The following is a 20,725-nucleotide window of genomic DNA, read 5'->3' as shown; positions in this document are numbered from 1 at the left end:
GTTAACTCCCCGTTTCTTCTTTTGATTCTTTTGCTCTCAGCTGTCCGCATGCAGCATCTATATCCGTCCCCTGTTCACGCCTCACCGTGGCGTTGATGCCCTGATGATTGAGTGTTTCAAGAAAATCGAATATGTCGTCACGCTTCGTCCTGACATAGTTCCGCTCAGGCACATGGTTCACCGGGATGAGGTTGACATGGCACTTAAGATCTTCGATCAGTTCCGCAAGTTTCAGTGCGTCTTCCTTCCTGTCATTGACGCCGCCGAACAAACCGTATTCGAATGAAATCCTGCGGCCGGTCTGCTGCTGGTAATACCGCAGTGAATGCATGAGCTTTTCAATGTCATATGCACGGTTCACCGGCATCAGGCGGGAACGCTGTTCATCCGTCGGTGCATGGAGGCTCACCGCGAAATTGATTTGTATATCCTCGTCAGCGAAGTCATATATCCTAGGGACGATGCCGCTTGTCGAGACCGTGATGTGGCGGGCACCGATATTCAGCCCGTCATCGTGGTTCACGATCCTGATGAACTGCATCATCGGATTGTAGTTCTCAAACGGCTCGCCGATGCCCATGATGACGATGCTTGATACCCGCTCGTCCGTTTCATCGAGGGCTTTTTGGATCTGCACGACCTGGGAGACGATTTCGCCTGCCTCAAGGTTACGTTTCAATCCGCCGAGCGTCGAGGCACAGAAAGAACAACCGATGCGGCAGCCGACCTGTGTGGTCACACAGACCGAATTCCCATAGTCATGGCGCATCAGGACCGTCTCTATCGTATAGCCGTCCCTCAGCTTGAAGAGGAACTTCATCGTGCCGTCGACACTCTCCTGTTTGACGAGCGTCTCCAGCGGCTCGATGCTGTAGTGCGCCTGCAGTTTTTCCCGGAGTGACTTCGGCAGGTTCTTCATTTCATCGAAATCATCCACACGGTGGCTGTACAGCCATTCGAAGACCTGGCTGCCGCGGTAGCGGTCCTCGCCCCACTCCGTCATGAGATTGATCAGGTCCTCCTTCGACAGATTATAGACGGACGGTGTATCGAAATCCGGCTGGAATAAATCTTTTACTGGTTTTATATCGGGTCTTACAATCATTTTAAACATCCTTTTTGAACCGGGCGATGAAAAAGCCGTCGGTATTTAATTCATATGGCAGTATCTGACGGTGCGGCCCTGTGAAATCCAGTGCCGGAATATGAAAATCGTCAAACTTAAAGTTATCATTACTTTTGATAAAAGTATATGCCACATTTTCATTTTCCATCTGATGGATCGTGCATGTCGCATAGATCAGGATGCCGCCGGGCTTCAGGAACTGTTTCACATGATCGAGTATCCCGAGCTGCAGGTCCACAAGGCTGTCGATGTCACTGCTGTTCCTCTCGTATCTGATCTCGGGTTTCCTTTTAATGACACCGAGGCCCGAACACGGGGCATCGACGATGATTTTATCGTACATACCCGGATATTCATGCTCCGTCGCATCCCCTTTGAAGGCATCGAAATTGTCGAGTTTGAGCCTTTTGGCGTTGCGCTCGATGGTCCGCACCTTATGGTCGTAAATGTCACTCAGATCGACATGCCCGGAAGGATTCTTCTCAAGCGCATGCAGACCCTTTCCGCCCGGTGCGCTGCATGCATCGAGGATCACTTCCCCGTCATGCCGGTCGAGGGCGGTGTTGACGAACATGGAACTCACGTCCTGTATGCTGAAGTCCCCGTCTTTATAGGCATCTGTATCCATGATGCTCGCACCGCTCGTGACGATGAGCGCATCCGGATGGAGCGCCGTCGTTTCGACCGGATGGCCTTCCAGGGCGAGCCTTTCCTTCAGTGTTTCGGGATCCGTCTGCCTCGAGTTCACCCTGATGTACATCTCCGGATTTTCAGTGAGGCTCTGTGCGATCCTCTCAGCGCCCTCCGTCTTGTAATGCGTGACCCAGTGGCTGATCATCCACTTGGGGATGCTCGTCTCCACCGACAGCTTCTTCTGCGGATCTTTTATTTCAGACGGGTCCCTGAGCGGTTCGCGCATCAGGTTCCTCAAGATGGCGTTCGTCGTGTTCCCCGCCTGCCTGCCGCCGTGTTCCTTTGCGATCTCGACGGTTTCATTGATGACGGCATATGCCGGCACCCGGTCAAGGTAGATCATCTGATAGGCTGCCATCTCCAGCAGGTGCCTGTGCCATTTCTTCACTTTCGTCCTGAGGAACGGCTGCAGATAAAACTCCAGCGTGAGCCTCCGTGACAGCGTGCCGTAGATCAGCTCGGTGAAGAGGCCTGCGTCTTTTCCGGAAATTTCACCGGACTTCAGCACTTCATCTATGACGATGTTGCTGTAGGCCTTCTCGTCCATTATTTTCATATAAGCGGCAAATGCCGCCTCCCTTACAGTCATCTTCATCATCCTAACGATTGACCGACCAGATCCTGGCGGTTTTGAATAAATTCCTTCGCAGTGGTTTTTTTCTTCCCTGCAAGCTGGACTTCCGTGATCAGCAGCGCTTCATCCTCTGCTGCGACCAGGAATCCTTCATCATGGACGCCCAATATCTCACCGGCAGGCTTCGCCGTCTTCTCGCCTGTCGGTTTTGCGCCGTAGATCTTAAGACGTTTGTCGCCGAGTTTCGTATATGCGCCCGGAAATGGCGAGAGTCCGCGGATATGATTGAAGACCTCATGTGCCGGCCTGCCGAAGTCAAGGCGCTCATCCTCTTTTGAAACGTTCGGGCTGTATGTGGCGGATGCGTGCTCCTGGGGGATGCTTTCATTGGAGCCGTCAAAGATCGACGGCAGCGTTTCGAGCAGCAGTTCGCTGCCGAGCCGGCTCAGCTTGTCATGGAGCGAGCCTGTGTCGTCCTCTTCGAGTATCGGTATCTCCTTTTGGGAGATGATATCGCCGGAATCGAGTCCTTCGGCCATGTACATGATGGTGATCCCGGTCTTTTCCTCGCCTGCCATCACCGCATGGTGTATCGGTGCACCGCCCCTGTACTTCGGCAGCAGGGAGGCATGCACATTGACCGCACCGTGCTTCGGCAGTTCGAGCAGCGCTTTTGGCAGTATCTGCCCGTATGCCGCGGTGACGATGATGTCGGGATCGATGCTTTCGAGTTTCCGCATCGCTTCTTCATCTTTGATGTTTTCAGGCTGGTATACGTCTATATCCAGTTCACGCGCCGCCGCTGCAACTTTCGGCGGGGTCATGATGCGCTTCCTTCCGACCGGCTTGTCGGGCTGGCTCACAACAAGATCCACCCCGTATGCCTCGTTGAGATCTTTTAATATGGGCACCGAAAAATCAGGTGTCCCCATGAATATGATATTCGGCATCGTTTCCTCCTACATAATATATTTTGGATCCACATCAATCTTCAGTGAGAGCTTTTCCTTTTTGTAGAGCTCGTTGTAGTGCAGATTGATTTCATGCAGAACTTCCAAGAGATTTGGTTCATTTTTATATTTGAGCAATATTTGAAAACGGAACTGATTGTTGATCCGCTCGATGGGGCTCGGGGACGGGCCGACGATGATCGCCCTGTCCGTCACATTGTCCACAAGCATCTTATGGATATGTGTCGTCGCCTCCAGGCATTTCTGCACCGTTTCATGCGACACCGTGAACAGTACATGGAAGTAGTACGGGGAATATCTCGCAAGTCTTCTGAAGGCCATCTCCTTGTCGTAGAACGCCCTGTAATCGTTCGATCTAGCGAGCTCTATCGCGTAATGTTCGGGATTGTATGTCTGGAAGATCACTTCCCCGGACAATTCATGCCTGCCGGCCCGGCCCGCCACCTGGGTGAGCAGCTGGTACGTCTTCTCGTTGGCCCTGAAGTCGGGGATGTTCAGCATCGTATCCGCATTCAGCACCCCGACGAGGGTGACATTCGGGTAATCCAGCCCTTTGGCGATCATCTGGGTGCCGAGGAGGATCGGGATTTCATCCTGTTCGAATGTATTCAGAAGTTTTTCATGCATGCCTTTCCTGCGGGTCGTGTCGTTATCCATCCTGACGATATCGGTGTTGAACATGTCCCTCAGCACTTCTTCCACCTTTTCGGTGCCTGTGCCCCTGAAAGTGACTTCGTCGCTGCCGCAGCTGTCACATTCGCGCTTTACGGCGTCCTCATAGCCGCAGTAATGGCACAGCAGTGAAAACTGTGCCTTGTGGTAAGTGAGTGAGATATCGCAGTTCGGGCAGTTCGGCACATGGCCGCAGCTCTGGCAGATCTGGAAATTCGCATAACCACGTCTGTTGAGCAGCAGCACGGTCTGTTCGCCGCGTCGGATGCGCTCTTCTATCGCTTCCTTCAGCGCTTCCGAGACGATCGAAATGTTGCCGTTCCTGTGCTCGATGGACATATCGACGATCTTCGTGTCGGTGAGCGTCTCCGTGACCGCCCTGTGGTTCAGTTCGAGCCTTGTATAGACGCCCCGTTCGCTCCGTGCATAGCTTTCAAGTGAAGGTGTCGCCGAGCCGAGAATCACCGGACAATTATAATACCGGCTGCGGTATTTCGCAACTTCCGCTGCATGGTACATCGGCCGGTCCTGCTGTTTATATGTCGTTTCATGCTCTTCATCGATGATGATGACGCCGAGCTTTTCGACAGGTGCGAACACGCTGCTCCGCGCGCCGACGACCACTTTCGCACCGCCGTTCCGCACCTTCAGCCACTCGTCATACTTCTCACCGTGCGAAAGCCCCGAGTGCAGCACCGCCACCTCATCGCCGAACCGCGCCTTGAAGCGGTTGACCATCTGGGGTGTGAGCGCGATCTCCGGCACAAGCATCAGCGCCGTGCGGCCTTTATCCAGCACATGTGCGATGGTCTGGAGATAGATCTCCGTCTTGCCGCTACCGGTCACCCCGTGCAGCAGGAACGTCTCCGGGATATCTTCATCGACGGCATGTTTTATTTTTTCATAGGCATGTTTCTGTTCAGTATTCAGTTCTTTCGGCAGATCCTCTTCAAAGACCCTCGATTTGTAAGGGTCCCGGTCGACCACCACATCGATCCGTTCAACATACCCTTTTTTGACCAGCTCGTTCACCGTCCCGGCGGTGTAGCCGTTCTCGAGCACCGTGGAAAGCAGCACATGCTCATCATGCTGTTCGATGAAATCGAGCAGCTCGAGCTGTTTATGGGCACGCCCGAAATCCCCGCGCGGTGCGAAGGTGGGCTTTAAGGCCCGTGCGTATTTCTGCTTCGTATGCTGGGAGAGCACCGTTTTCTCCGTGACTTCGCCCGTGGCGATGAAAGGCTTCAACGCCGCGAGCTGTGATGCGGATAAAGTTTTGACTTCCACTTCGGGGGGGAGGTTCATCCCCTGCCATGTGAATGATGCTTCACCGCCCGGGTTGTCGAGCGACAGCATCTTCTTCGATCTGCTTTTGAGCGCCGCCGGCAGTATCGTCTCGATCACTGATATATAGGAGGCGATATAGTGGTCCGCAAGGTGTCCTGCCAGCCGGATCAGCTCCGGTGTGAGGACAGGCTCAACATCAAGTGCGCGTATGATCGGCTTGATCCTCGCCGGGTCATAATCGACCTCATCCTTGATGTCGACGACATAGCCCTGGATCTGGCGGGGGCCGAAAGGGACGACCACCCTGTGCCCCACTTTGATCATATCCGTGAGCCCTTCGGGTATTTTATATTCGAATATTTTATTGACATCACTGGCCGTGATGCTCACGATCACTGATGCAAACATCATCGCTCACGCCCGGTGTGTTCAAGGAGTTCCTGGATGATCTTCCGGGACAGCGCAGGTTTAGATGCCTTCTCCAGATGTTTTTCGGAACCGTCACGGAACAGCAGCGTCACTTCGTTGTCATCACTGTTCATGCCGATTGCGGGATTCGATACATCATTCATGATGATGCAGTCGGCTTTTTTATCTTTCAACTTCTTAAGGGCGTAATTTTTCACATCATCCGTTTCCGCGGCGAATCCGACGACGTACATCCCTTCATTGTTGTGGCCGGCATACTTCAGTATATCCTGCGTCTTCTTCAGCTCGATCACAAGGTTGTCCGTCTCATCGGTCTTCTTCATCTTGCCCTCCGAAAAGCTCACCGGGGTGTAGTCGCTGACCGCTGCGGCAAATACGCCGATATCGGCATCCATATGCTGCCTCACCGCTTCAAACATCTCCTCGGTTGAAACGACGTCGACGACCCTCACACCTTCAGGCGGAGCGAGTTTCACCGGTCCGCTCACCAGCACGACTTCCGCACCGAGTGATTTGAAGCCTTCTGCCAGGCTGTAGCCCATCTTGCCGCTGGAATGGTTCGTCAGGTAGCGTATCGGGTCGAGCGCTTCCCTTGTCGGACCTGCAGTGATCACCACTTTTTGGCCCTCGAGCGGCGCGTTTTCCCTCCCGCTTAAAAAGTCTTCGATATAACCCAGGATGTCCGGCACATTGGCCATCCGGCCCTTGGCATTATAGCCGCACGCAAGAAAGCCCGATTCCGCATCAAGTATCTGATAGCCTTCATCGAGCAGCAGTTTCATGTTCCTCTGGACCGCAGGCTGTTCATACATATGTACATTCATTGCAGGTGCAAGAAGTACAGGCTTTGTATTCGCAGCGAGGACATTCAAAAGCATATTATCGTATATGCCGTTCGCCAGCTTGCTGATCGTATTGGCGGAGACCGGAGCGACGATGATCAGGTCCGCCCATTCACCGATGTTGATGTGTGAAATCACGGAAGGGTCCTCTTCTTTGAATGTATCTGTATATACATGATTGCGCCCGATCGCCTGAAAGGCGAGCGGGGTGATGAATTCGAGGGCATTGTCCGTGAGGACCACCTTCACTTCATGCCCGTTCTGTATCAATTTGCTCGTCAGATCGACGGCCTTATAGGCCGCTATGCTTCCCGTCACACCTATGACAATATTCGCCATCTTCACTTCACCTCAATTTTAAAAAAAGCTGACAAAGTATTGTCAGCTAGTTTAGTGGCCTTACTCTATTTTCAGCGATTTCTTCAAGCGCCATGCCTACTGTTTTTACAGATTCGTAATTTTCAAGAATCACCCTGTCCGGGTAGTCCTGCAGTTCCCTTGCGCGTTTGGCAGCGAGCGTCACCACAAGATATTTCGAATCCACATTCTTCTTCAACTCATGAACCGGTGGGTATAACATTAATTGTTGACCTCCAATAATAATTTCCTCAGTTTTGATTCAACGCGTTCCCGCTTCATATGCGAAGCCTCAACTATACATTGTACACGCCGTTTCGCCTGTTGTACATCTTCATTGATCACAACATAATCATACAGGTTCATCAGATTAAGTTCACGTTTCGCTTCCCTGATCCGGTGTCTGATCACTTCCATCGAGTCGGTGCCGCGTCCGATCAGGCGCTCTTCCAGCTGGGTGAGGTCCGGCGGCGCCAGAAAGATGAACAGTGCTTCCGGAAACTTCTCGCGGACCTGCTTGGCACCTTCGACTTCGATTTCCAAAAAGACATCGTAACCCTTCTCCATCGTTTCCTTCACATAATCTATCGGCGTACCGTAATAATTGCCCACATACTCGGCATATTCTATGAATTTATCCTGTTCGATCAATGATTCGAACTCTTCCTTCGTCTTGAAAAAGTAATCCACACCATCCACTTCGCCTTCTCTCTGCCGACGGGTTGTCATGGAAATTGAATATTTAAAAGCTGTATCCGGATCATCAAAAATAGCCTTTCTTACTGTGCCTTTTCCGACACCTGAAGGCCCTGAGAGCACGATCAAAAGTCCTTTGTCTGAAGTCATAGCGAGTTACCTTTCTTTTTTGTGATTATCTCTTAATGTATCATACATGTTGTTAAAATTCATCTGAAAAATTATTGATATACTGATGTTCATGGTAAAATATTCAGGTAATGTATTTAAGGAGAGATGTAAATGGCATTTGACGGCAACTTTGTCCATGCGTTGTGTGATGAACTGAAGATCATCCAATCGGGCAAAATAAATAAAATCCAGCAGATGGATGAAACGACACTGATATTCAAAGTGCGCAGCCAGGGTGCAAACCACCAGCTGCTGATCAGTGCCCATCCGATGTATGCAAGATTCCACCTGACCCGGGAGAAATATGAATTCCCGTTCGATCCACCGATGTTCTCCCGCGTGCTGAGGAAGCACATGGAAGGCGGCATCATAAAATCCATCGAACAGATCGGCAACGACCGGCGGGTCCATATCACGGTCAATTCAAAAAATGAGATCGGTGACGATATCACAAGGATTCTGATACTTGAGATCATGGGCAAGCATTCGAACATCATCATGACCGATGAAGACTACAAGATCATTACAGGCATCAAACACCTGACCCCGAACAACAACATCCGGACCGTCATGCCGGGCTTCAAGTACGAGGCGCCGCCGACGGATGAGAAGCTGAACCCGCGCACCGATGAGATCAACACCCTCCCCGCCCGGATCGACTTCAACAGCGGCAAACTGAGCCGTCAGATATTGAAGGCCGTGGAAGGCTTCAGCCCGCTGTTCATCAGGGAAATCGAGCATCATGCAAAGCACTTCACGATAGAGAACATCGTCCCCGCCATCAAAGAGGGCCTCAGGCGCGCCGAAGAGATCACACCGGTACTGTACCGTCTCGACAAGGATGTCTTTTATTTCACGAAGCTGCATCATCTGGGGACGGAGCCGGAAGTGTACCCGACGCTCAGTGCCCTCCTTGACGACTACTACCACAGCCGTTTCCAGAACAATATGATCCGCCAGAAGGCACAGGATTACCTGCATGTCATCGAAAGGGAGTACGACCGTGTGGAGCGCAAGATCGAGAAGCTGCATGAAGACCTCGCAGAAGCGGAGAAGAAGGATGAATACCAGAAGTACGGCGAGCTGATCACCGCCTTCATGCATGAAGTGAAGCGCTACGACAAGGAAGTGACCGTACAGGATTACTACACGGATCAGGAAGTGACCATACCGCTCGACCCGGAACTCCCACCGAGCGAGAACGCACAGAAATACTACCGCATGTACAACAAGCTGAAAAACCGTGAAACGACGGCCTACGAACAGCTGGAAAAAGCGCATCAGGACAAGAAGTATTTCGAGAGCCTGCTGCACCAGATGGATGCGATCACCACTTCCGCAGAAGTCGAGGAGATCAGGGAGGAGCTCGTCGAGGAAGGCATCCTGAAATTCAAAAAGTCGAATAAAAAGAAGAAGAAGCAGAAGATCCAGCTGCATGAATTCAGGACCACGAACGGTCTCACGGTATTCGTCGGCAAGAACAATAAGCAGAATGACCATCTGACTTCCAAGAAATCACGGAACAACCATCTATGGTTCCATACGAAGGACATTCCCGGATCGCACGTGGTCATCGCCCATCCGCCGCATGAAATAGAAGAAGCGGATATTCTGGATGCTGCGAAGATCGCGGCCTTCCATTCAAAGGCCGGCAGTTCGGAATCCGTCCCGGTGGATTATACGGAAATCAAGCATGTGCATAAAATATCCGGTGCAAAACCCGGATTCGTGACCTACACCGACCAGAAAACGGTTTTTGTTACACCCGTCAGGCAGGAAATTGATAAAATGAAAGTAACGACATGAATGAGGTGAATGGATTGGCAAGGGAAGAATGGGAAAGACATTTGAACGGCAGTCTGATTACAGAAGAGATGTATGCATCTCTAAGTGAAGCGGATCATGAAGATGCACATATCGAGGAGCTCAAATTCGGCACGGCCGGCATCCGTGGGAAAATCGGCCTCGGCCCGAACAGGCTGAACCGGTACACCGTTGAAAAAGTGGCATACGGCCTCAGCCGGCAGATCAGGAAGGAAGGCGGCAGCCGTGTCGTGATCGGCTATGACATCCGCCGCCTGTCGCGTGAATTTTCGGAGGCGATCGCTTCCGTCCTCGCAGAAAACGGCATCGGGGTGTACTTGTCCGAAGGTTATATCACCACACCTGAACTCTCCTTCTTCACAAGGCGCCATGGGGCGGATTACGGCATAATGATCACGGCGAGCCATAACCCGCCGGAATACAACGGCATCAAAGTGTACGGCGCGGACGGCGCGCAGCTGACAGACGCGCCGGCTGCGGCGCTCAGTGATGAAATCAACGGCATTGAAGATGTCTTCGGCATTGTGTCTGCTGACTTTGATGAAGCCCTGGAGGAAGGTCAAATCCGCCATATCGACTACCGGCATTATGAGGACTACCAGGCGAAAGTGAAGTCGCTCACCGGGGACATCCCCGCCTCCGGCCTCTCGGTCGTATTCTCGAGCCTTCACGGCACCGCCCTGCCGGTCGCGGAATACATCCTCCGCGATCTCGGGTTTGACGGCCTCCACCTTGTGGCAGAAGAATGCGAAGTCGACAGCGACTTCTCCCACGTGAAGAGCCCGAATCCGGAAGAGACTGCAGCATTTACCGGCGCCCGGGCGCTCGGCGGGGAAGTCGGCGCAGATCTCCTCATCGCAACGGACCCGGACGCCGACCGGATTGGCATCGAAGTCAGGCATGAAGGTGAATATGTGCATCTGAACGGCAACCAGCTCGGCATCATTTTACTGCACAATCACCTGAAGACGACGGATTTTGAACGCACGCCCGTCGTGGTGAAGAGTGTGGTGACGAGTGATCTGAGCCGGAAGATCGCAGAAAAATTCGGCGCAGAATCCGTTGAGGTCCTGACCGGCTTCAAATACATCGGTGCCGTCGCAAAGGCGCTTGAAGAAGATTCGGCGCGGGAATTCGCATTCGGTTACGAGGAGAGCTACGGCTATCTGATCAGCGATTTCGTCCGTGACAAAGATGCAATCCAGATCGTGCCCGCCATCGTCAAGCTTGCATCGGAGCTTAAAAACGAAGGGCTGACGCTCGTCGACCGGCTGGAAGAGATTTACGCAGAGTTCGGCCGTCAGATGGAGAAGATGATCAGCCATACTTTCGAAGGCCTCGAGGGCCGGGAGAAAATCGCTGAGATCATGGACCAGTTCAGAAGGAATACGCCCGGTGAGATCGAGGGGCGTAAAGTCGTCTGTGTGGAAGACTATCTGTCGGGCGAACGCCGCTTTGATGACGGCAGGACTGAAACCATCGACCTGCCGCGCGCGAATGTGATAAAGATCCATTTTGAAGACGGCTGGATCGCCCTCAGGCCGTCCGGCACCGAGCCGAAGGTGAAACTTTACGTCTCACTCGCCACCCGCCATATCGACGAGGAAGCCAAAATCATCAACGACATGATCTTCGGCGTCTGAATATCATTATACCGGCCCGTCAGCTTCGGCTTGCGGGTCTTTATTTTACAGATTTTGAATTTTGGGAGTCAGAAATTGGAAAACCGGCTGTTTTGTGACACGATTTACTGAAAACTGCCTGATTTGCGGTGCAGAAATCGAATTGTTGCGATATGACAACAATTCAGGTGCGGTTTATGATGGAAATAAAAACCGGGGGCGCTTAAATGAGGGAGAAGACAAGGCGGCATCAGCAGCTGGAGATATTGCATGAGAGGTACATCCTGCCGGCTTACGAGAAGGATGAACTGCAGAAACTGGAAGCGGGTTTTATCGGGGAACTGGAATTCGACGGCATCATCGAGCCGTTCATTAAAGGGAGCAATATCATACATATCAAGGACTACAGCTTTTATCCCGAGGATGCTCCGGAGCTTTCCACGAAATCGAGGGAGGATGCCTCGCACGTCCAGCTCGATAATCTGGTGGTGGCGAAAGATTTTTTATACACGTTTGAGATCAAGAATTACAGCTTTGATCTTATTTATAAGGATTCCAAGTGGTATTTCGAGAACGGCAACGAGTTCGCGAGTCCGCTGCTTCAGGTGGCGAGGCAGCGGGATACGCTTGGGAAAATGCTTTACGGCTTCGGCTCGGAAATCCGCATGTTCAATGTGGTCGTGTTCATCAATAAGCGGCAGACGATCTTCAATCTGCCGGCGGCGGGTGAGATCATCGTAAGGAGCAACCTGCATAAGAAGCTCGCGAAGGCGATGGCCGGCAACCATTATGACCACAGCCGGCTCATTTCCAGATTGGAAGAGAGGAAAGTCGATGTCGTTAAGCATCAGCGCGATACGACCGTCGGGTTCCGCGAGCTTGCTAAGGGTGTATTCTGTGGAGGATGCGGGAGGAAAGTCACGCGGAAAAACAGGGACTGGTTCAGATGTAGGGGTTGTGAGGTTGATATCCCCATTCTGGACGCCGCCGCCAGGCTGATTCGCGAGTTGAAAGTCCTCAACCGCTCATGGAAGGTCACGCCGAGTCTCATTCAGGCGTTTTCGGATGGGGAGATCAGTGAATTTTATGTCAGGAGTAATGTGAAGAGAGGCAGATTGGGGCTTTGAGGGATCAGTGATGCGGCTATTCGATTAAGTCGACGAAAATTCTTGAGATAATCGATTTTGCAGACGATAATCGATTAAGTCGCTGGAAATTCTGAAGATAATCGATTCTACAGACGATATTCGATTAAGTCGCTGGAAATTCTGAAGATAATCGATTTTGCAGACGATAATCGATTAAGTCCGCAGGAATCCTAAAGATAATCGATTTTACAGATGACATTCGATTAAGTCGGCGGAAATACTGAAGATAATCGATTTTGCAGATGATATTCGATTAAGTCACCTGGAATCCTGAAGATAATCGATTTCGCTGACGTTATTCGATTAAGTCGGCCGAATTCATAAAGGTAATCGATTTCGCTGACGATATTCGATTAAGTCGGCGGAATCACCTAAGTTAATCGATTCCCCGAATCAACGCACCTCCTCAGCCGCCGGGTTTTTATTTCCCCCACGGTGGTATTGACCAATAAAAAGGTGATTCCATGAAAATATACACGATCGGGCATTCGGATTATTCAAAAGAGGTGTTCATTGCGATGCTCACGCACGCGGAAATAAATTTCGTCGCGGATGTGCGGGCGTTCCCCTACAGTAAAAAGCATCCGCACTTCAACGGGGAGGAAATGCGCACATGGCTCAAACCGGAGGGCGTCGATTATGAGCATATGCCGGCGCTCGGCGGAAGGCGCGGGAGTTCCTCGATCGTCGGCCCGACACTGAACGAAGGCTGGCGGAACCAGTCATTCCATCATTATGCGGATTATACTCTGTCGGAGGAATTTGCCGACGGAATAAACACCCTGCTCGAAACTGCACAAAATCACACCGTCGCCTATATGTGTTCCGAAAATCATCCGGCCCGCTGCCACCGCCTCCTCATCAGCAACTGGCTGAAGGCGCACGGGCATGAAGTCATCCATATCATACGGCGGTCTGAAGATGAAATAAAACTCACACCCCACGAGCTCGGCAAATGGGGCGCGATGCCGATCATCGAGGAGGATCAGACGGTCGTCTATCCGAAACTTGACTGATGCCGACAAAAAAAGGATGCCGGCAACCGGCATCCTTTTCCCATTCTACAGTTCGTCCCTGAATTTCACGACTTCGGCCCTTTCGGCCTCCGTCAGCATGTCCGCATCCACACTCACATCAAGCAGTGTATCGAGATCCGACAGTGTGACGCATTTGAATCCGGAAGATTCGAAGTTCTGCTCAGCCTTCTCAAGCTGGTACGAGAATATCGCAACGACGGCTTCAACTTCCGCGCCTTCATCCCTCAGGATTTCAGCCGCTTCAATGCTCGAGCCGCCTGTCGAAATCAAGTCCTCGATCAGAACGACTTTCCGCCCTTTGACATCCGCGCCTTCAATGAGCCTGCCGGTGCCGTGCTTCTTTTTGCTGCCCCGGACGTAACTCATCGGCAGCCCCAGCGCTTCGCTGATGAAGGCTGCATGCGGTATGCCCGCAGTCGACGTGCCCGCAATCACTTCCGTCTCCGGTGCGATCTCCCGGATCTTCTCGGCAAAGTCGTTGACGATGCCCTTCCTTGCCTCCACATGCCCGATGATCTGCCTGTTGTCGCAGTATATCGGTGAAATGATGCCGCTTGCCCATGTGAACGGGTCATCTGGCCTGACCTGTACTGCACCTATATCAAGTAAAGCTTTTGCTACGCTTTCCCTACTCAACCGTGACGCCCTCCCAGATTGACTTGATCCTGTTGTATTTATCCACCGGATCCTTGTCCTGCGTAATTGAACGCCCGACGACGATATAATCTGATTTCTTATTTCTTGCATCGGCGGGGGTCACGACCCTCGCCTGGTCATCATTGGAATCCTCTTCCAGACGGATGCCCGGTGTGACGGTGAGGAACTCCGGTCCCACTTTTTCATGGATTATCTCCGATTCGAGCGGGGATGCCACCACGCCGTCGAGCCCTGCCTGATGCGCGAGCTTCGAGTAATGCACGACGCTTTCCGTCAGTGACAGCACGGACTGCTGCTCACGGGAGACCATTTCATCAGTCATTGATGTCAGCTGCGTCACCGCGATCAGCTTGCCGTCCGGATTGCCGTCCTTGAATGATTCCAGTGCACGTTTCATCATTGCCGTACCGCCCTGCGCATGGACGTTCGTCATCTGGATATCCAGCCTGCCGATGCCCTCCATCGCCTTGCCGACGGTGTTCGGAATATCATAGAGTTTCAAATCCAGGAAAATATCATGACCCATCTGACGGATTTCTTCGACGATTTTAGGGCCGTTGGACAAATAAAGTTCCAATCCCACTTTGACGAACAATTTCTCATCAAATTGACCCAAAAATTCTTTGACCGTTTCATACTCCCGAAAATCGAGTGCAATAATTGGTGTGTTCATAATAATTTCCCCCTAGTTTTATAAGTACGCCCTGCCTTTTAGATCATGGATATGATCTATATTGAGGGTGCCGACTCTTGCTGCGAGCTCATCGATCAATGCCGGGCAGATGTAAGGGTCGGTGAAGTTCATCGTCCCCACTGCCACTGCATCGGCGCCGACCGACAAGTAATCCAGTATATCATCTGCTGTTGCAATGCCCCCCATTCCGATTATCGGGACGTCAGGCATATGCTGCCTGACCTGGTAGATCATGTTCAGGGACACCGGTTTGATGGCCGGTCCGCTGAGGCCGCCCGTGATGTTCGCCAAAATCGGCCTGCCACTGTCATCCAGCCGCATGCCGACAAGCGTATTGATCATCGTCAGCCCGTCCGCAATGTCCCCCACACTTTTCGCCATGTCCACGATATGGGTGACATTTGGTGATAGTTTAACATAAACGGGGACGCTTGACGCGTTTTTTACTTCATATGTCAGTTTTCTGGCAGTTTCCGGGTCGGTGCCGAACTGGATACCGCCCTCTTTGACGTTCGGGCATGAAATGTTGAGCTCCAGTGCCTTGACGTTCGGCGCTTTGGAGATCTTGCCGGCGACACTCACATAGTCCTCGATCTTCGTGCCCGCGACGTTCGCGATCACCGGCACATCATACTGCTCCAGAAACTTCAGTTCATGTTCGATGATGTGGTCGACGCCGGGGTTCTGCAGACCGATTGCATTCAACATGCCGCTTGCGGTCTCGGCGACCCTCGGTGTTTTATTGCCTGGGCGGGGTTCTTCTGTCGCCGCCTTGATCATGATCGCGCCGAGCTTCGAGAGGTCGTACAGCTTTGAAAATTCCTCCCCGAAACTGAAGCAGCCGGAAGCGGGCATCACCGGGTTCTTGAGCTCGAGGCCCGGCAGCGAAACCGCGAGTTTTGAATTTGTCATAGTACGATCTCACCTTTCCTGAATACCGGGCCGTCGGTGCACACTTTCGCCTGTGTCCCGTCCGCGCGTTCACAGACGCACGCATAGCAGACACCGAAGCCGCAGCCCATCCTCTCCTCGAGCGACACGTAGCCGTCGATCGCGAGTTCATCACTGACCGCCTTCAGCATCACCTTCGGTCCGCATGCATAGAACCGGTCGTATGAATCTTTCAAATTCCTCGTCACATCGGTGACGAAGCCTTCCGTACCGCGGCTGCCGTCCACCGTCGCAATAAAGGTCTCGCCGAGCGCGCGGAATTTCTCTTCGTAGAAAATATCCTTACTCGAGTTGAAGCCGAGCACGTGGGTCGTCTTCACACCGATCGCATTCAGCTGCTTCGAGAGTTCATAGAGCGGCGGCACCCCGATGCCCCCGCCGATGATCAGGACGTGTTCTGCCGCTTCGACCGGGTAGCCTGTGCCGAGCGGCGACAGCAGGTCGACGTCGTCGCCCCGCTTGAAGCGGGAAAGCTGCCTCGTCCCTTCCCCGTCGGCCCTGTAAGTGATCGTGAACTGTGAGTTTTCCGCATCGATATCTGAAATCGAGATCGGTCTGCGCAGCACATTCGAAGTCGAATCACTCACCCTCACATGCACGAACTGACCCGGCGTCTTCATGTTCTGCGTGATCTCGCCTTCAAGCACCATCTCGTAAATCTTATCGGCAATCTGCTCCTGGGAAATGACAGTCATGATACTTTTCATTTTACCACCTACATTTTATCCATATTGAAAGTCATGCTTTCGATGACTTCGATCAGCGTTCTTGCAGTGTCGAGGGACGTCAGGCACGGCACACCGTTTTCAACGGATTCGCGGCGTATCCTGAAGCCGTCCCTTTCGACTTCCTTGCCCTTCGTCATCGTATTGACGACGATCTGTACATTGCCGTTCTGGATTGCGCGCAGCAGCGTTTCCTCGCCTTCACCGATCTTTTCCACGGTGACGACCGGGATGTCCGCTTCTTCAAGGGCTACTGCCGTCCCCTTTGTTGCCAGGATGCGGTAGCCGCAGTGTGAAAATCGTTTCGCAAGTTCAACGGCTTCCGATTTGTCCTTATCCGCGATGGTGAACAATGCCGTGCCGTGGTCCTTCACATCGAGGCCGCTCGCAACAAGGCTCTTGTAGAGGGCTTTATTGAGCGTATCGTCCTTGCCCATGACTTCCCCGGTCGATTTCATCTCCGGCCCGAGCGTGACATCGACATTTTTAAGTTTGGAGAAGCTGAATACAGGCGCTTTGACATAGTAGCCCGGCTGGACCGGCTGAAGGCCGAGCGGATAGCCGCTCTCGCTGAGCTTTTTGCCGAGTATCGCGTGCATCGCAAGCCCCGCCATCGGGATTTCCGTGATCTTGCTCATGAATGGCACTGTACGGCTCGATCTCGGGTTGACCTCGAGGACGAAGATGCCATCTTTTGAGAGCACGAACTGGATGTTGATGATGCCGATGATGTTCAGGCCCTTGGCCAGGCGCTCAGTGTAATCCACAAGCGTATCGATCTCCTCCTGCGACAGGTTGACCGGCGGATAGACCGCCATGGAGTCACCGGAGTGCACGCCCGCCCTTTCGATGTGTTCCATAATGCCCGGGATGATGACGTTCTCGCCGTCGCATATCGCATCCACCTCGATCTCCTTGCCCGTCAGATAGCTGTCGATGAGCACGGGATGTTCAGGAGATGCTTTGACGGCGTTCCTCATATAGTTCTCAAGCTCGCTTTCATTGAAGACGATCTCCATTGCACGCCCGCCGAGGACATAGCTCGGACGGACGAGGATCGGGAATCCGATATGGCGTGCATTTTCCAGGGCTTCCGCTTCGTTCGTCGCGGTCTTGCCGTGGGGCTGCGGAACTTTGATGTCCTGCAGCAGCGCCTCGAAACGCTTCCTGTCTTCTGCACGGTCGATATCGTCGAGGCTTGTGCCGAGGATCGTCACGCCTTCCTCAGCGAGGCGGTCCGCCAGGTTGATCGCCGTCTGTCCGCCGAACTGCACGACCACGCCTTTCGGATTTTCATTGTGGACGATGTTCATCACATCTTCATGCGTGAGCGGTTCGAAATAAAGTTTATCCGAAATCGAGAAGTCGGTCGAGACGGTTTCCGGGTTGTTGTTCACGATGATCGCCTCATATCCCGCTTCCTGGATCGCCCATACCGCATGCACCGTCGCGTAGTCGAACTCGATGCCCTGACCGATGCGGATCGGTCCGCTGCCGAGGACGAGGATCTTTTCCTTGTCGCTCGGGATCGATTCGTTCTCGGTTTCATATGTGCCGTAGAAGTACGGGGTGTTGGATTCGAACTCGCCTGCACACGTATCGATGATTTTATAGACGGGCATGATGCCTTCTTCTTTCCTGATCTTGAAGATATCGCTTCCGGTCATTTCCCAGCGGTGGCCGATGACGCGGTCGCTGAAGCCGAATTTCTTCGCCCACTTCAGATGCGGGATGCTGTTTTTATTGTCTTTCAGCTGTCTTTCGATATCTATGATGTGCTTGAACTTGTTCAGGAAGTACATGTCGATCCTCGTCCATTCATGGATCTCCTCAAGCGTCACATTGCGGCGGATGGCTTCGCCGATGAAGAACAGGCGCTCATCGCTCTGTGCCTTGATGGAGCGGATGATGTACTCGAGATCATAGTCATCACCGTTCGGCAGTCCGAGATGATGGACACCGTATTCGAGGGAGCGGATCGCTTTAAGGAGTGATTCCTCATATGTGCGTCCAATGGCCATGACTTCGCCCGTCGCCTTCATCTGCGTGCCGAGTTTGCGCTCGCCCTTTTCGAACTTGTCGAACGGGAAGCGCGGGATTTTGGAAACGACGTAGTCCAGTGCCGGTTCGAATGCCGCATAGCTCGTATTCGTCACCGGGTTCTGCATCTCATCGAGCGTCATGCCGACTGCGATTTTCGCAGCGAGCTTCGCGATCGGATAACCCGTCGCCTTCGAGGCAAGTGCACTGGAGCGTGACACCCTCGGGTTCACTTCGATGATGTAGTAGTCGAATGAGTGCGGGTCGAGCGCCAGCTGGACGTTGCATCCGCCTTCGATTTCAAGCTTCCTGATGATGTCGAGCGAGACGGTGCGGAGCATCTGATGTTCCTTGTCCGTCATCGTCTGGCTTGGTGCGACAACGATGGAGTCCCCTGTATGGATGCCGACCGGGTCGATGTTTTCCATGTTGCAGACGACGATCGCATTATCATTGGAGTCGCGCATCACTTCATATTCAATCTCCTTGAAGCCGGCGATCGATTTTTCAAGCAGGCACTGGTTCACCGGTGAATACTTCAGGCCATTCGCAACGATTTCCTTCAGGTCGTCCTCATTTTCACAGATGCCGCCGCCGGTGCCGCCCATTGTGTACGCCGGGCGCACGATGAACGGGTAGCCGACTTTCTCGACGAATTCGTAGGCTTCTTCAATCGTTGTGATGATGTCCGACTCAGGGACCGGAACGCCCATCTCGTTCATCAGATTTCTGAACAGGTCACGGTCTTCCGCCTGTTTGATCGAATCAAGCTTCGTACCGAGCAGCTCGACGTCATTTTCCTCGAGTACGCCGAGACGGTCCAGTTCAACCGCCATGTTCAGCCCGACCTGGCCGCCGAGCGTCGGCAGCAGTGCGTCCGGCTGCTCCTTGCGGATGATGCGGCTGATGAAGTCCGGTGTGAGCGGTTCGATGTAGACGACGTCCGCGATTTCCTTATCCGTCATGATCGTCGCCGGGTTCGAGTTCACGAGTATGACGCGGTATCCTTCCTCTTTCAGCGCAAGGCAGGCCTGCGTCCCCGCATAGTCGAACTCCGCCGCCTGGCCGATGATGATCGGTCCGCTCCCTATGACAAGGATTGTATTGATATCGTTACGTTTAGGCATTCGTTTGTCCTCCTTCAGTCGTCATCAATCCAATGAATTGATCGTATAAATATGATGTTTCATGCGGCCCCGCTGCAGCTTCCGGGTGGTACTGCACGCTGAAGACCGGTGCGCTTTTGTGTCTCAGGCCTTCGACGGAACCGTCGTTCAGGGCGGTGTGCGTCACTTCAAAATCCGTGTTTTCAAGGCTGTTGCCGTCGATTGCATAACCGTGGTTCTGCGTTGTGATCTCCACCTTGCCCGTAAGCAGGTTCTTCACCGGGTGGTTCGCACCGCGGTGGCCGAACTTCATCTTATATGAGCGCGCACCTCCGGCGAGTGCGATGAGCTGATGGCCGAGGCAGATGCCGAAGATCGGGACTTTTCCGATCAGGCCCTTCACCGTCTCGATCGCGACTTGCACGTCTTCCGGGTTGCCCGGGCCGTTCGAGAGCATCACGCCGTGCGGCTTCATGTCGAGAATCTGTGCAGCCGGCGTATCATGCGGCAGCACCGTGACGTCGCATCCGCGATGGTTCAGCGAGCGGACGATGTTCTCCTTCTTGCCGAAATCAAGGAGCGCGACCCTCGGGCCCCTGCCCGTCGAGATGTAAGGCGTCCTCGTCGAGACGCTTGCCACCTGATCCGTTGCGTCGGTCGAGTCCTTTATTTTCGAAACCGTGCTGTCATGGTCGGATGAATCCGTGATCATCGCCTTCATCACGCCGCCGGTGCGGATCTTCTTTGTGATGCTCCTTGTATCCACGCCGCTGATGCCCGGTATGCCGTGCCTTTTCAAAAATTGATCCAGGTTTTCATCACATCTGAAATTGGAGGGATGCTCAGACGCTTCACGCACGACCACGCCGCCTGCAGTGGGGAGGAGCGATTCGCTGTCCTCGAAGTTGAAGCCCGCGCTGCCGACGAGCGGATAGCTGAACGTGATGATCTGATTGGTGTATGAATTGTCGGTGATGATCTCCTGCACGCCCGTCATTGATGTGTTGAAGACGATCTCGCCGAAAGATTCAGCATCCGCTCCGAGTTTATAGCCTTCATGGACGGTGCCGTCCTCCAGCACCAGGTATCTTATATCATTCAAC

General features: G+C 53.0%; 17 protein-coding genes. 4 read left to right on the top strand and 13 right to left on the bottom strand.

Translation table 11 applies throughout. The features are described from left to right. Position 1 precedes the first annotated feature (1 nt). From rlmN to gmk, 7 genes are read right to left on the bottom strand one after another with little or no spacing between them, the layout of a single operon-like run. Positions 2-1,105, bottom strand: a complete 1,104-nt coding sequence (gene rlmN / locus CRN96_RS01015; RefSeq protein ID WP_097038235.1) for a dual-specificity RNA methyltransferase RlmN — start codon at positions 1,103-1,105, stop codon at positions 2-4. A 1-nt stretch (position 1,106) separates the two neighbouring features. Beyond that, positions 1,107-2,408 carry a 16S rRNA (cytosine(967)-C(5))-methyltransferase RsmB gene (gene rsmB, locus CRN96_RS01010; RefSeq protein ID WP_097038233.1) on the bottom strand — a complete coding sequence of 434 codons (1,302 nt, stop codon included), beginning with the start codon at positions 2,406-2,408 and terminating at the stop codon, positions 1,107-1,109. A 5-nt stretch (positions 2,409-2,413) separates the two neighbouring features. Further along, positions 2,414-3,343, bottom strand: coding sequence for a methionyl-tRNA formyltransferase (fmt, locus tag CRN96_RS01005; RefSeq protein WP_097038231.1), 930 nt, complete (start codon positions 3,341-3,343; stop codon positions 2,414-2,416). Between the two features lie 9 nt (positions 3,344-3,352). Then, positions 3,353-5,731 (bottom strand): primosomal protein N', encoded by a 2,379-nt coding sequence (priA, locus tag CRN96_RS01000; RefSeq protein WP_097038229.1) that lies wholly within the window; start codon positions 5,729-5,731, stop codon positions 3,353-3,355. Further along, positions 5,731-6,933: a bifunctional phosphopantothenoylcysteine decarboxylase/phosphopantothenate--cysteine ligase CoaBC gene (gene coaBC, locus CRN96_RS00995; protein WP_097038228.1), complete on the bottom strand. Its 1,203-nt coding sequence runs from the start codon at positions 6,931-6,933 to the stop codon at positions 5,731-5,733. Before coaBC ends, priA begins: the two co-directional genes overlap by 1 nt. A 46-nt stretch (positions 6,934-6,979) precedes the next feature. Next, the gene (rpoZ, locus tag CRN96_RS00990; RefSeq protein WP_097038226.1) at positions 6,980-7,174 is read right to left on the bottom strand and encodes a DNA-directed RNA polymerase subunit omega; all 195 of its coding nucleotides are present in this window, start codon (positions 7,172-7,174) and stop codon (positions 6,980-6,982) included. Beyond that, entirely contained in the window at positions 7,174-7,797 is a 624-nt protein-coding gene (gene gmk / locus CRN96_RS00985; protein ID WP_097038225.1) for a guanylate kinase, read from the bottom strand. Before gmk ends, rpoZ begins: the two co-directional genes overlap by 1 nt. Positions 7,798-7,929: 132 nt before the next feature. On the opposite strand from gmk, the gene CRN96_RS00980 reads away from it, so the two are divergent. From CRN96_RS00980 to CRN96_RS00965, 4 genes are all read left to right on the top strand, one after another. Further along, positions 7,930-9,624, top strand: coding sequence for an Rqc2 family fibronectin-binding protein (locus CRN96_RS00980; protein ID WP_097038223.1), 1,695 nt, complete (start codon positions 7,930-7,932; stop codon positions 9,622-9,624). Continuing rightward, positions 9,621-11,285: a phospho-sugar mutase gene (locus CRN96_RS00975; RefSeq protein ID WP_245844509.1), complete on the top strand. Its 1,665-nt coding sequence runs from the start codon at positions 9,621-9,623 to the stop codon at positions 11,283-11,285. The genes CRN96_RS00980 and CRN96_RS00975 overlap by 4 nt, the downstream gene beginning before the upstream one ends. A gap of 206 nt (positions 11,286-11,491) precedes the next feature. Next, positions 11,492-12,391 (top strand): nuclease-related domain-containing protein, encoded by a 900-nt coding sequence (locus CRN96_RS00970; RefSeq protein ID WP_097038221.1) that lies wholly within the window; start codon positions 11,492-11,494, stop codon positions 12,389-12,391. 485 nt (positions 12,392-12,876) lie between these two features. Then, positions 12,877-13,428 (top strand): DUF488 domain-containing protein, encoded by a 552-nt coding sequence (locus CRN96_RS00965; protein ID WP_097038219.1) that lies wholly within the window; start codon positions 12,877-12,879, stop codon positions 13,426-13,428. Between the two features lie 45 nt (positions 13,429-13,473). Here CRN96_RS00965 and pyrE read toward each other — a convergent pair whose 3' ends face one another. The 6 genes from pyrE to carA are packed head-to-tail and all read right to left on the bottom strand — an operon-like array spanning position 13,474 to position 20,724. Further along, positions 13,474-14,085, bottom strand: a complete 612-nt coding sequence (gene pyrE / locus CRN96_RS00960; protein WP_245844508.1) for an orotate phosphoribosyltransferase — start codon at positions 14,083-14,085, stop codon at positions 13,474-13,476. Then, entirely contained in the window at positions 14,078-14,782 is a 705-nt protein-coding gene (pyrF, locus tag CRN96_RS00955; protein ID WP_097038215.1) for an orotidine-5'-phosphate decarboxylase, read from the bottom strand. The genes pyrE and pyrF overlap by 8 nt, the downstream gene beginning before the upstream one ends. 15 nt (positions 14,783-14,797) lie before the next feature. Continuing rightward, positions 14,798-15,712, bottom strand: coding sequence for a dihydroorotate dehydrogenase (locus CRN96_RS00950; protein ID WP_097038213.1), 915 nt, complete (start codon positions 15,710-15,712; stop codon positions 14,798-14,800). Then, on the bottom strand, positions 15,709-16,458 hold the full coding sequence (locus tag CRN96_RS00945) for a dihydroorotate dehydrogenase electron transfer subunit (RefSeq protein WP_097038211.1): 750 nt from the start codon (positions 16,456-16,458) through the stop codon (positions 15,709-15,711). Before CRN96_RS00945 ends, CRN96_RS00950 begins: the two co-directional genes overlap by 4 nt. A gap of 8 nt (positions 16,459-16,466) precedes the next feature. Beyond that, a complete protein-coding gene (gene carB / locus CRN96_RS00940; protein WP_097038209.1) occupies positions 16,467-19,643 on the bottom strand; it encodes a carbamoyl-phosphate synthase large subunit in 3,177 nt (1,058 codons plus the stop codon). Beyond that, on the bottom strand, positions 19,636-20,724 hold the full coding sequence (gene carA / locus CRN96_RS00935) for a glutamine-hydrolyzing carbamoyl-phosphate synthase small subunit (RefSeq protein ID WP_097039630.1): 1,089 nt from the start codon (positions 20,722-20,724) through the stop codon (positions 19,636-19,638). The genes carB and carA overlap by 8 nt, the downstream gene beginning before the upstream one ends. Position 20,725: the final 1 nt, after the last annotated feature.

Source organism: Salinicoccus kekensis (genome assembly GCF_900220995.1).
Classification (GTDB): domain Bacteria; phylum Bacillota; class Bacilli; order Staphylococcales; family Salinicoccaceae; genus Lacicoccus; species Lacicoccus kekensis.
Note: the sequence above shows the minus strand (reverse complement) of the source record. Positions and strands in the feature narration are given on the sequence as shown.